Genomic DNA, 12,263 nt, shown 5'->3' with positions numbered 1-12,263 from the left:
GGCATAACGAGATTGATCACCCACATTCCCAAACAACCACCCCGTCACCAATCCCAGAAACATCATCCTGCTCAACCACAGACCGCACCCTCAAAACACTCTCAAACGCCGCCTGAGCCCATCCATGGCAACGATCATACCAACGCCCAAACCGGCCCTCACACTCCACCCCGGCCGGCCAATACTGCATGACCGAAAAAACCTCCACAGCCTGCCGACCAAGTAGCTCGGCAACATAAGGCCGGTCAACCCCGTCCTCCCAGCGGACACTCTTGATGGCATGGGCGTTGCCCAGTAACGCCACCACCGGACCATTGCCCACCATGGCGGCCAGTTGATCAGCCATCCACTCATCCCGGGTCATCTCTCCGCCCCATAAGCGCCTGGGCAAATCCACCGCCCGGATCTCCAGGCAGCGATCATCCCGGACAAGCCGTCGAAGTTCGACCAGCATCTCCCGGAACCCGGCATGGTCGATCACCGACGAGACAGCAATGGCACCGACCGGCCCATCGCCGGCCATAAATCCGGCCAGCGACTCATTCTGATCTGAGTAGATCTCCAGGCCGACACCGAGGCATTCACCACCCCTGGTCATGGCCTCGGCCAGCTCGACAAGAAGCCTGGGAGACTCCGGGCGTCCGTGATGTTCACCAAGCACGGTGACCTCATGGCCCTGGATATTGTCAATCAACCCATGAAGGGTCTGCGTCGAAACACTACCAGCGGGGGCAAGCGAAGGAAAAACAAGGGCGAAAGAAAAGCCAAGAGCCAGCAGGCAGAAAAATTCACGCATCCTGCCTACCCTCCTCCGGGATAACGCCATCAAGGACAATCCGGTAACGGTTGACTCCTTGCCGGTTGGTCCCTTCTTCGAAGGTGGGATCGGTGACAATGTACCCTGTTGCCCGCAGAAGGCTCAGGTGGCGCTGAATGGACCTCAATGAAAGCCCAAGACACTCGGCCAGCCACCTGACATGGACGTAGCGGTAGCCGTCGTGGTCAGCCACAGAGGCCAGTAAACCGAAAACGCGGAGTGGTGCCGGCCCAATCCTGGGGTCGAAGAAAATACGCGATGGGAGAACGGCAACCTGATTGACAGCGGGGCCTTCAGAGTGTCCGGCTGGATTTTTTTTATCGGGCCTGGCTCGCACCCTATAGACAGGCGAATCTTCGGACATCGCCCCCCTCCTGGCTACGGTCTGCGAAGAAATTCAAATCAGCATTGGGAGCTTATCCGATGCTTGCCATGCCGACAATGACAAAAAAACTCACCCAGATCAATCGTGGACCACTCTTGGACCAACAGGTAAATAATCGCAACGGGGATCATTGGGAAAAATCGGGACCATTTGGACCAATTATGGACCACAAAAAATAAAAACGACCGGTTTTTGGACCAACTGACTGGCAAAAAACAAAAAGGGAAACCAAGCCTAGATGCTTGATTTCCCTTTGTTTTTTCTGGCGGGGTTGACGGGGCTCGAACCCGCGACCTCTGGCGTGACAGGCCAGCACTCTAACCAGCTGAGCTACAACCCCTGGATATCGGAATGGTGGGCGAAACAGGGATCGAACCTGTGACCCTCGGCTTGTAAGGCCGATGCTCTCCCAGCTGAGCTATTCGCCCATCCCGATGAGGCCCCCTATTAACCACAGGGGCTGCAATTCGTCAAGCAAAAATAACCGCCGGCCCCCGGCAGGGGCCAAAGAAAATTACTGGGGCGGGTGGTACTCCAGGGGCGGCAGACACGGCGGGGGCACCGGCCGGGACTCCCCTCCCCCGTTGGGATCGGGAAGATCGCGGAAAAGCGGGCGGTCGGCGGGGTAGATCAGGGCGCATTCCAGCACCTGGTCAACATTCTCCACCGGCTCAATCTGGAGATCCTTGAGGATTTTGGCCGGGATCTCCTCCAGATTACGCTCGTTCTCACTGGGGATCAAAACCCGGCGGATGTTGCCCCGTTTGGCGGCCAGCAGTTTTTCCGCCAGCCCGCCGATGGGCAGCACCCGCCCCCGCAGGGTGATCTCCCCGGTCATCGCCAGCTCCCGGCGCACCGGCATTTTGGTCAGAGCCGAAACCATGGAGGTGGCCATGGTGATCCCCGCCGATGGCCCATCCTTGGGAATCGCCCCCTCGGGCACATGAACGTGGATATCGATTTTCTGATAGAAGTCGGGGGCCAACCCCAAACGTTCGGCCCGGGAACGGACGTAGCTCAAGGCCGCCTGGGCCGACTCCTGCATCACCTCACCCAGTTTGCCGGTGACCGTGAGTTTGCCCTGGCCGGGCATCAGGGCGGTCTCGATCTGCAGCAACTCGCCCCCCACCTCGGTCCAGGCCAGACCGGTGGCCAGTCCCACCCGATCCTGTTCTTCGGCCAAACCGTAGCGATACTTGGCCACCCCCAGGTGGGCGGCCACCGCCGCCGGGGTCAGGCGGTATTTCTTGGCGCCCTTTTTCTGCCGCAGCCGATCGCGGGCCACCTTGCGGCAGATGGCGGCAATGGCCCGCTCCAGATTGCGGACCCCGGCCTCCCGGGTATAATGACGGATAATCTCCCGCAAGGCCTGATCGGAGAACCGGATATCATCGGGGGCGAAGCCATTGGCCTCCAGTTGGCGGGGAACCAGGAAGCCACTGGCGATATTGACCTTGTCCTCTTCGGTATAGCCGCTGAGCCGGATAATCTCCATCCGATCCTGCAGCGGCGCGGGGATGCCGGCCAGGGTGTTGGCGGTGGTGATAAAAAAAACGTCGGAGAGGTCGTACTCCAGATCCAGATAGTGATCGCTGAAGCTGTGGTTCTGCTCCGGGTCCAGCACCTCCAACAGGGCAGCGGCGGGATCACCCCGGAAATCGGTGCTCATCTTATCCACTTCATCCAGGCAGAGAACCGGATTGACCACCTTGGCCCGCTGCATGGAACGCAAAATCTTGCCGGGCATCGCCCCGATATAGGTGCGGCGATGACCTCGAATCTCCGCCTCATCTCGCACTCCCCCCAAGGAGAGCCGGACAAAGTCGCGACCCATGGCCCGGGCCACCGACTTACAGATCGAGGTCTTGCCCACCCCCGGCGGCCCCACCAGACAGAGGATGGGGCCCTTCAGTTTGGCCACCTGGGACTTGACCGCCAGGTATTCCAGGATCCGCTCCTTGGGTTTATCCAGACCATAGTGGTCTTCGTTCAAGATCCGCTCCGCCGCCGCGATATCCAGGCTGCTGTCGCTGCGCTCCTGCCAGGGCAGGCTGAGGATGCAGTCGATATAGTTGCGGACCACGGTGGCCTCGGCCGACATCCCCGGCATTAACTTGAGTTTCTTGAACTCATGCTCCACCTTTTCCAGGGCGACCTGGGGCAGTTTTTTGGCCTTGATCCGCTTCTCCAGCTCCACCAGGTCGGAGGCGGCCTCGTCCTTGACCCCCATCTCCTTCTGGATTACCCGCATCTGCTCGGCCAGATAGTAATCCTTCTGGGTCTTATCCATCTTCTTCTTGACCCGGCCCCGGATACTGACCTCCAGCTGGGCAACCTGAATCTCCTTATGGAGCAGGTTGAGCACCAGCTCAAAACGCTCCACCGGATCGCTGGTGGCCAAAACCTGCTGCTTCTCCTCGATGCTGATCGGCAGGTGGGCCACCAGGACATCGACAAACCTGGCCGGTGATTCGATCCGGCCCAGGGACTTGCTCACCTCCCCGGGCACCTTCTTGTAGTGCTGGATGTACTCCTGAAAGGTCTCGCGCAGTTCGCGGAGGAAGGCGATGGCCACCGGCGGTGAGTCGGGCAGCTCCGGCAGCTCCTCCACCGCCACCATGAAGATTTCGGCATGGGGCAGATAACGGACCACCCGGGCCCGCCGCTTACCCTCAACCAGGGCCTTAATGGTGCCGTCGGGCAGCCGCAGCAACTGCATCACCACGGCCACCGTGCCCACCCCATGTACCCCCTCTTCGCTGGGTTCCTCCTCGGAGGAGTCCTGCTGGGTGGCCAGGAAGATCTCGGTCCCGGAGGCCATCGCCTCCTCCAACGCCCTGATCGAGCGCTCCCGCCCCACCACCAGGGGGGCCACCATGTGGGGAAACAGCACGATATCCCGCAGGGGCATCAGGGGATAGGTCTTGTGGCCGGTAACGGTATCGGTCATATCAGGCCGTTTTCTTTTCTTCATTGTCGTAAAGCACCACCGGATAATCGCGGCTGGTGATCACCTGCTCGCTGATCACACACTCCCGGGCGCTCTCCTGGGAGGGCAGCTCATACATCACATCCAGCATCGCCTCCTCCATCACCGAGCGCAATCCCCGGGCCCCGGCCTTGCGCTTGATCGCCTCCCGGGCGATGGCCGACAGGGCCCCTTCGGTGAACCGCAAGCGAATACCGTCGAAGGCGAACAACTTTTCATACTGGCGGGTCAGGGCGTTTTTCGGCTCGCGCAGGATACGGATCAGATCCTCCTCCTCCAGCTCTTCCATGGTCGCCACCACCGGCAGGCGGCCCAGCAGCTCGGGAATCAGACCAAAGCGGAGCAGATCGGCCGATTCAACCTGGGCCAGGATCTCCCCGGTTTTCTTCTTGCTCTTGCCCACCACCTTGGCCCCGAAGCCCAAGGACTTGGCGCCGACCCGCTGGCGGATCACCTGCTCCAGGCCCACGAAAGCCCCGCCGCAGATGAAGAGGATATTGGAGGTATCCAGCTTGATGTACTCCTGCTGGGGGTGTTTGCGCCCCCCCTTGGGGGGAATGGAAGCCACCGTGCCCTCGATGATCTTGAGCAGGGCCTGCTGAACCCCCTCGCCGGAAACGTCACGGGTGAGGGAGGCGCTGTCGGACTTACGGGCGATCTTGTCGATCTCGTCGATATAGACAATGCCATGGCTGGCCCGCTGGGGATCGCCGTCGGCGGCCTGCAGCAGGTTGACCAGGATATTTTCCACGTCCTCCCCCACGTAACCGGCTTCGGTAAGGGTGGTGGCGTCGGCGATGGTGAAGGGCACGTTGAGCAGCCGGGCCAGGGTCTGGGCCAGCAGGGTCTTGCCGCTGCCGGTGGGGCCGATCAGCAGGATGTTGCTCTTCTGCAGCTCCACATCCTGATACTCGGCCTGAACCTCACCCTCCACCCGTTTGTAGTGGTTGTGGACCGCCACCGCCAGATTGCGCTTGGCCCGTTCCTGGCCAACCACATACTCATCAAGCAGGGTCTTGATCTCCATGGGCTTGAGCATCTTGGGGGCGCCTTGACCGGCCGCCTCCTCATTCTGGAGATCCTCGCTGACGATCTCGTTACAGAGTTCGATGCACTCGTTACAGATATAGACGGTGGGACCGGCGATCAGCTTCTTGACCTCACTCTGCTGCTTGCCGCAAAAGGAGCAGGAGATTTCGCTTTCGTCGCTCTTCTTTTTCGCCATTATCAGACCTCCTCGCTGGTGCTGGTCCGTTCAAGCAGAACCTTGTCGATCAGGCCGTAATCCTTGGCCTCCTCCGCGCTCATAAAGTAATCACGTTCGGTGTCGGTCTGAATCTTTTTTAATTTCTGACCGCTGTGGTGGGCCAGGATCTTGTTCAACTCCTGGCGCATCCGCAGAATCTCCCGGGCGTGGATATCGATGTCCGAGGCCTGGCCCTGGAAACCGCCCATGGGTTGATGGATCAAAATCCGGGAGTTGGGCAGCGAGTAGCGCTTACCCGCGGTGCCGGCGGCCAGGAGAACGGCGGCCATACTGGCCGCCTGCCCCAGGCAGAGGGTGGCGATATCGCACTTGACATAACGCATGGTATCATAGATCGCCAACCCGGCGGTGACCACCCCCCCCGGCGAATTGATGTAAAAAGTAATATCCTTATCCGGGTCGTCGGCCTCCAAAAAGAGCATCTGGGCGATGATCACATTGGCCACCTCATCATTGACACCGGTACCCAGGAAAATGATCCGTTCCTTGAGCAGCCGGGAGTAAATATCGTAGGAGCGTTCGCCCCGGGGGGTCTGCTCGATCACAAAGGGAATGAGGCTCATCAGTTATCCTCTTTTTCATCGGGGTTAGCGGCGGCGGCAACCGGAGCCACCGTCTTGACCTTGGCTGAGCCCACCAGGAAATCAAGAATCTTTTCGGTGAGCAACTCGTGCATGAAGGGCAGCAGCTCGTTACGGCTGTGAAAGTATTTCTGCACCTCGGCCACCGGCATGTTGTACTGATCGGCAATGCGCTGAAAACCCTTACTGATATCTTCATCCGCCACTTTGATCTCTTCCTGTTCGGCGATCTTCTTCAGGATAAAGTCACCCCGAATCCGCTTGGCCGCCCCGTCCTGATATTTCTCGATCATCGACTCGCGGGTGATTCCCGCCGCCTCCAGGCTCAGGCCCCGGTTTTCCAGGTTGTTCTCCAGCTCCTTGATCATGGCGCTGATCTCATGGGCCACCAGCCGCGGCGGGACTTCAAACTCATGTCTTTTGAGAATTTCGGCCATCACCCGATCCACCAGATCGCCCCGTTGCCGCTCCTCCATGGCCTTGAGCCGCTGCCCCCGGATATGGCCGCGCAGATCGGTCAGGGAGGCGAACCCCTCCCCCACATCCTTGGCGAACTCATCATCCAGCTCAGCCATCACCCGCTCCTTGACCTCCTTAACCGTGATCCTGAACTCGATGTTTTTGCCGGCCAGGATCGGGTTGGAGAAACCGGCGGGAAAATCGATGGTCACCGTGGCCTCCTGGCCGGCCTTGAGCCCGACCAGCTTCTCCTCGAATTCGGGACCCACCTGGCCGCTGCCCACATCCACCGAATAATCCTTGCCCCCGACATGCTTCATCAACACGCCCTGGTCATAGGCCTCGAAGTCGATCACCGCGATATCACCGTTGGCGATCTCCCGGTCGGTGACGCTGCGGAGGGGAGCCAGCTCCCGCCGTAACTTTTCCAGCTCGGCCTCGACATCCTGGTCACTAACCACCAGCTCGGGCATTTCAACCTCGACCCCCCTGTACTCTCCCAGCTCGAAAACCGGCCGGACATCAACCTCGGCCTGATAGAAAAAGGTGCCATCATCCTGAAAACGATGCTCCCGCACCTCGGGATGGACCACCGCGTCAAGCTTGACCTCCTCCAGGGCATCAAAATAGCTCTCCTGGATCAGACGATCGGCCACATCATACTCCACCTTGGGCCCGTAATTCTTCTCCAGCACCTTGCGCGGCACCTTCCCCTTGCGAAAACCCTTCAGGTTGATCTCCCCCTTGAGCTTGTCGTAGGCGGCCTCCAGCTCCTTGCTCACCATCTCGCTGGGCAAAACCACCTCCAATCTCCGGGTTAATGAACCTACTTCCTCGATGCGAACTTCCATATTTCCTTCCTGTTGGTATTGGGTTGGTAAGATTTTATGCAAAAAACCATGATTGCGACTGGTGCGAGAGGGGGGAGTCGAACCCCCATGGTTGCCCGCTGGATCCTAAGTCCAGTGCGTCTGCCAGTTCCGCCACTCTCGCGGGCGCAAAAAAACCTTTTGATGTTACTCAACTTTCCCCATGGCGTCAAGCGTGATGCCACCGGCGGGCCACGCAGGCGGAGCTGAATCAGATTGACTTTTCACCGCATTATTGCTAGCTATTCGGCTGCCGTCGCCACAATGGCGACCGTCACCGTCATCATTGACACGGAAACCAAACGGATATTTTCCCATGAGCGAGGAAACAACCTTTTCGCCGGCGGGTAACGCTACCCTGATCGGCAGTTTACCCCTCCACGACTATGACCAGGCCCTGGAGCTGATCCTGACCCACACCCCGGAGATTCCCCTCTGGCCCCAGTTGCCGGGCAATCCCGCCGAGGGGGGGATGCTGCGCCAGTTTTCCGAAAACCTGCCGGGGTTCTGCCGGGAGCATGAGCGCACCTTTTTCCGGAGCAGCGGCCCCGATTTCCCCGAGCGCCAGCTGGCTTTTTTCGAAGAATACCTGGCCGCCGGCGAAGACCCCCGCCGACTGGAAAGCCCCCTCTTTGCCGGCAGCCCGGAGCGGGTTCCCGGCCTCTACCGCCTGCGGGATCACCTCCAGGCCAGCCCCCCGGCTCAACTGCGGGCGGTGAAAGGCCAGATCACCGGTCCCTTCACCCTGCTGACCGGACTCAAGGATGAAAACCAGCAGGATGCCTGGTACGATCCGGCCCTCCATGAAGTCGTGGTCAAGGGTCTGGCCATGAAGGCCGCCTGGCAGACCCGTTTTCTGGCCGCGATCGGGGTGCCGGTGCTGCTCTTCCTCGATGAGCCGGCCCTGGCCGGCCTGGGCTCCTCATCTTATATTACCGTTTCACTGGCTGAGATCGGCGACGACCTCAACGAGGTGATCGCGGCGGTGCATGGGGCGGGGGGACTGGCCGGCATCCATGTCTGTGCCAATACCGACTGGGACTTCCTGCTCTCCTTAAAGCTCGACATCCTGAGTTTCGACGCCTACGCTTACTTCGAACGCCTCATCGGCAGCCGCGCCGCCCTCCATGCCTTCCTTGAGCGGGGCGGCATCATCGCCTGGGGCCTGGTCCCCACCGCCGAGGAGGAGCAGATTGCTCGGGAGACGGCCCCGGCCCTGGTTGCCCGCTGGGAAGAACAGGCCGGGCAACTGACCGACCACCGCTGGGATCTGCCCCGACTTTTAAGCCGCAGCCTGATCACCCCCAGTTGCGGCACCGGCTCCCTGAGCCCGGAAGCCGCCGGACGGGTTTTGACCTTAACCTCTGAAGTTTCCTCAATTTTACGCGACAAATACCCTCGCTAGAAAAAACTAATCCCTTAAGCTAAAGACGGAACCCGCTAAAACCATGGAAGAGAGCAACCAGATCATCGCCCAGCGCCGCCAGAAGGCCGGCGAACTGGCCGAGGGGGGAGTAACCCTCTATGCCAACGATTTCAAGCCCGGTCATCGGATCATCGATCTGCTGCCGGCCGACGATTTCGACCACGACGCCCCCCTGAGCGCCGGCACCATGTCGGTGGCCGGAAGGATCATGGCCCTGCGCCGTTTCGGCAAGGCCGCCTTTCTGCACCTCCAGGACGGCACCGGTCGGATCCAGGTGCACGTCAAACGGGACGAGGTGGGAGATGCCGCCTATGCCATCTTCAAAAAACTGGATATCGGCGATATCGCCGCCTTCACCGGGCCGCTGTTCCGGACCAAGACCGGCGAGGTCACCATCCAGGCCATCTCCCTCAAACTGTTGACCAAATCACTGCTGCCCCTGCCGGAGAAGTTCCACGGTCTCACCGATATCGAAACCCGCTACCGGCGGCGCTATGTCGACCTGATGGTCAACCCCGAGGTGCGCGACACCTTTCGCAAGCGGGTGGAGATCATCCGCCTGGTGCGGGACTTTCTCACCAATCGGGGATTTCTCGAGGTGGAAACCCCGATGATGCAACCCATCGCCGGCGGGGCCACCGCCAAGCCCTTCAAAACCCACCACAACGCCCTGGGGATGGACCTCTATCTGCGCATCGCCCCGGAGCTTTACCTCAAACGCCTGCTGGTGGGGGGGTTTGAGCGGGTTTTTGAGATCAACCGTAACTTCAGAAACGAAGGACTCTCCACCCGCCACAACCCCGAGTTCACCATGCTGGAGTTCTATCAGGCCTACGCCACCCACGAGGATATGATGGAGCTGACCGAAGAGATGATCTCCTGGGTGGCCATGGAGGTCTGCGGCACCATGCAGATCGGCTATCAGGGCCGGGAGGTGGACCTGGCTCCCCCCTGGCGCCGCTACACCATGGATGAGGCCCTGGAAAAGGTGGGCGGCCTGTCCCGGGGGCTGCTGACCAATTTCACGGCCCTGAAAGAGCTGGCCGTGGGCAAGGGGATCGAGCTGCAACCCCAGGCCGGGATCGGCAAGGTCAAGACCGAACTCTTCGAGCTGCTGGTGGAGGAAAAACTGATCGATCCCACCTTCATCACCGCCTACCCCACCGAGGTTTCTCCCCTGGCCCGCCGCAACGCCGACAACCCCGAAATAACGGACCGTTTCGAGCTTTTTGTCACCGGCCGGGAGATCGCCAACGCCTTCAGCGAGCTCAACGATCCCGATGATCAGCGCCAGCGCCTGGAGAAGCAGATCGCCGAGCGGGGGGCCGATGAGGAGGTCTTTCCCGAGCTGGATGACGATTTCCTCCGGGCCCTGGAGTACGGCATGCCGCCGGCGGCCGGGGAAGGGATCGGCATCGACCGGCTGGTGATGCTGCTCACCGACGCCCCCTCAATCCGCGACGTTATCCTTTTCCCCCATCTGCGACCGGAAAAAAAGTAGCATGGGATTCGAGTGGTTTGTCAGTCGGCGCTACCTGAAGGCCAAGCGCAGCAAGGGGTTTATCTCTCTGATCTCGCTGATCTCGGTGGCCGGAGTGCTGGTGGGGGTGGCGGCTCTGATCGTGGTGCTGGCGGTGATGACCGGTTTTACCGCCGAGTTCCGGGATAAGATTTTGGGGATCAACTCCCATATCGTGGTCCAGCGGCCCGGGGTGGAACTGAGCGACTACCCCACCGCCGCCGCCCGAATCGCCGGAATTGCCGGGGTAACCGGCGTTACCCCCTATATCTACGGCCAGGCCATGATCACCGGCGGGGTGGGAGGCACCGGCGCCATCATCCGGGGGATCGATCCCGAAACGGTCAACCAGGTGCTCAAGCTGACCGAATACCTGGAGGTGGGGGCCCTGGCCGATCTGGCGGTGCCGCCGGGCAGCCGCCAGGCCCCGGGAATTATCCTGGGCAAGGATCTGGCCGCCCACCTGGGAGTGCTGGTGGGCGAGCGGGTCAAACTGATCTCCGCCGCCGGCCCCTTGACCCCCATGGGGGTGCTGCCCAAGATCAAGACCGTCCGGGTGGTGGGGATCTTCGCTTCCGGAATGTATGAATACGACTCATCCCTGGCCTATCTCGATCTGGCCACCGCCCGGGATTTCATGGACCTGGGGGAGACGGTCCATGGCCTGGAGGTCCGGGTCCATGATATCAATCGGGCCGACCGAATCGCCACCCAGATCAACCGCGAACTGGGAGCAACCTACAGTGCCCGGGACTGGATGAACATGAACCGCAATATCTTCTCCGCCCTGGCCCTGGAAAAAGCGGCCCTGTCGGTGATCATGACCCTGGTGGTGATGGTGGCCGCCTTCAACATCGTCAGTACCCTGATCATGGTGGTGATGGAAAAAACCAAGGATATAGCCATTTTGAAGGCAATGGGCGCCACCAACGGCAGCATCATGCGAATCTTCATGTATGAAGGGCTGGTGATCGGCCTGGTGGGGACCGGCCTGGGGGTGGCCACCGGCCTGCTGCTGTGCGAGATCCTGAGCCGCTACCACTTTATCGAGCTGCCGGAGATCTACCCGATCTCCACCCTGCCGGTCCAGGTGCTGCCCCTGGATGTGAGCCTCATCGCCACCGGCGCGGTTTTGATCACCTTCGCCGCCACCATCTACCCCTCCTGGCGGGCGGCCCGCATCGATCCCGCCGTGGCCTTGCGTTATGAATAACCTCCACCGTCAACCCGACGCCGCCGCCCCGCTGCTGGAGTTGCAACAGCTCGGCAAACGCTTTCCGCCCCCCTCCTCCCTGGAGGTTTTGCGGGGAACCGACCTGCGGATCGCCGCCGGGGAGACCATCGCGGTGGTGGGCAGTTCCGGCAGCGGCAAAACCACCCTGCTCCATATTCTGGGCACCCTGGACCGCCCTTCCCAGGGCCGGGTCCTCTATCAGGGCCGCGACGTTTTCGCCCTGTCTTCCGAGCAGTTGGCCGTCTTTCGCAACCGGACCATCGGTTTTATTTTCCAGTTCCACCATCTGCTGCCGGAGTTTTCCGCCCTGGAAAACGTGATGCTCCCCGGCCTGATCGCCGGCCTGCCCCCCCGGGCGGCCCGTGAACGGGCCGTTGAGCTGCTGGGACAGGTGCAATTGGCAGCCCGTACCAGCCACCGGGTGGGGGAGCTTTCGGGGGGGGAGCAGCAACGGGTGGCCATCGCCCGGGCCCTGACCATGCAACCCCGGCTCCTGCTGGCCGACGAGCCCACCGGCAACCTGGACCCCAAAACCGGCGAGGCGGTTTTCGAGCTGCTCCGGGAGCTGAATCGGGAGCTGGGACTGGCCCTGGTGATGGTGACCCATAACTATCGGCTGGCCGCCCGTCTGCACCGGGTGTTGCGCCTGGAAGGGGGCCTCCTGCGGGAGATCTCCGCCGACCAGCTGCCTTCGCTGTAGTGTCTTGTCCCTTGACA

General features: G+C 61.0%; 10 protein-coding genes and 3 tRNA genes. 4 read left to right on the top strand and 9 right to left on the bottom strand.

The window, feature by feature from the left end:
• Window positions 1–16: 16 nt before the first annotated feature.
• From ACHHRT_RS08870 to ACHHRT_RS08830, 9 genes are all read right to left on the bottom strand, one after another.
• Window positions 17–796, bottom strand: a complete 780-nt coding sequence (locus ACHHRT_RS08870) for a hypothetical protein (RefSeq protein ID WP_395499409.1) — start codon at window positions 794–796, stop codon at window positions 17–19.
• Window positions 789–1,181: a helix-turn-helix domain-containing protein gene (locus ACHHRT_RS08865; protein ID WP_395499408.1), complete on the bottom strand. Its 393-nt coding sequence runs from the start codon at window positions 1,179–1,181 to the stop codon at window positions 789–791. The genes ACHHRT_RS08870 and ACHHRT_RS08865 overlap by 8 nt, the downstream gene beginning before the upstream one ends.
• A 284-nt stretch (window positions 1,182–1,465) precedes the next feature.
• Window positions 1,466–1,542, bottom strand: a tRNA-Asp gene (locus tag ACHHRT_RS08860).
• 12 nt (window positions 1,543–1,554) lie between these two features.
• A tRNA-Val gene (locus ACHHRT_RS08855) sits at window positions 1,555–1,630 on the bottom strand.
• Between the two features lie 86 nt (window positions 1,631–1,716).
• Entirely contained in the window at window positions 1,717–4,152 is a 2,436-nt protein-coding gene (lon, locus tag ACHHRT_RS08850; RefSeq protein WP_395499407.1) for an endopeptidase La, read from the bottom strand.
• 1 nt (window position 4,153) lies between these two features.
• Window positions 4,154–5,416 (bottom strand): ATP-dependent Clp protease ATP-binding subunit ClpX, encoded by a 1,263-nt coding sequence (gene clpX, locus ACHHRT_RS08845; RefSeq protein WP_395499406.1) that lies wholly within the window; start codon window positions 5,414–5,416, stop codon window positions 4,154–4,156.
• Between the two features lie 2 nt (window positions 5,417–5,418).
• Window positions 5,419–6,021, bottom strand: a complete 603-nt coding sequence (clpP, locus tag ACHHRT_RS08840) for an ATP-dependent Clp endopeptidase proteolytic subunit ClpP (protein ID WP_395499405.1) — start codon at window positions 6,019–6,021, stop codon at window positions 5,419–5,421.
• The gene (tig, locus tag ACHHRT_RS08835; RefSeq protein WP_395499404.1) at window positions 6,021–7,349 is read right to left on the bottom strand and encodes a trigger factor; all 1,329 of its coding nucleotides are present in this window, start codon (window positions 7,347–7,349) and stop codon (window positions 6,021–6,023) included. Before tig ends, clpP begins: the two co-directional genes overlap by 1 nt.
• Window positions 7,350–7,408: 59 nt before the next feature.
• Window positions 7,409–7,491 (bottom strand) — tRNA-Leu (locus tag ACHHRT_RS08830).
• Window positions 7,492–7,683: 192 nt separating this feature from the next.
• On the opposite strand from ACHHRT_RS08830, the gene ACHHRT_RS08825 reads away from it, so the two are divergent.
• Genes ACHHRT_RS08825 through ACHHRT_RS08810 form a run of 4 tightly spaced genes read left to right on the top strand, consistent with a single transcriptional unit; the run spans window position 7,684 to window position 12,246 of the window.
• Window positions 7,684–8,772 (top strand): uroporphyrinogen decarboxylase/cobalamine-independent methonine synthase family protein, encoded by a 1,089-nt coding sequence (locus tag ACHHRT_RS08825; protein WP_395499403.1) that lies wholly within the window; start codon window positions 7,684–7,686, stop codon window positions 8,770–8,772.
• Window positions 8,773–8,815: 43 nt separating this feature from the next.
• Window positions 8,816–10,294 (top strand): lysine--tRNA ligase, encoded by a 1,479-nt coding sequence (gene lysS / locus ACHHRT_RS08820; RefSeq protein WP_395499402.1) that lies wholly within the window; start codon window positions 8,816–8,818, stop codon window positions 10,292–10,294.
• Window position 10,295: 1 nt separating this feature from the next.
• The gene (locus tag ACHHRT_RS08815; RefSeq protein WP_395499401.1) at window positions 10,296–11,525 is read left to right on the top strand and encodes a lipoprotein-releasing ABC transporter permease subunit; all 1,230 of its coding nucleotides are present in this window, start codon (window positions 10,296–10,298) and stop codon (window positions 11,523–11,525) included.
• The gene (locus ACHHRT_RS08810) at window positions 11,518–12,246 is read left to right on the top strand and encodes an ABC transporter ATP-binding protein (protein WP_395499400.1); all 729 of its coding nucleotides are present in this window, start codon (window positions 11,518–11,520) and stop codon (window positions 12,244–12,246) included. Before ACHHRT_RS08815 ends, ACHHRT_RS08810 begins: the two co-directional genes overlap by 8 nt.
• The last annotated feature ends 17 nt before the right edge of the window (window positions 12,247–12,263 follow it).

Origin of the sequence: Desulfurivibrio modestus (assembly GCF_044068625.1) — a bacterium.
Lineage (GTDB): Bacteria > Desulfobacterota > Desulfobulbia > Desulfobulbales > Desulfurivibrionaceae > Desulfurivibrio.
This window is presented reverse-complemented; position numbering and strand designations above follow the sequence as displayed.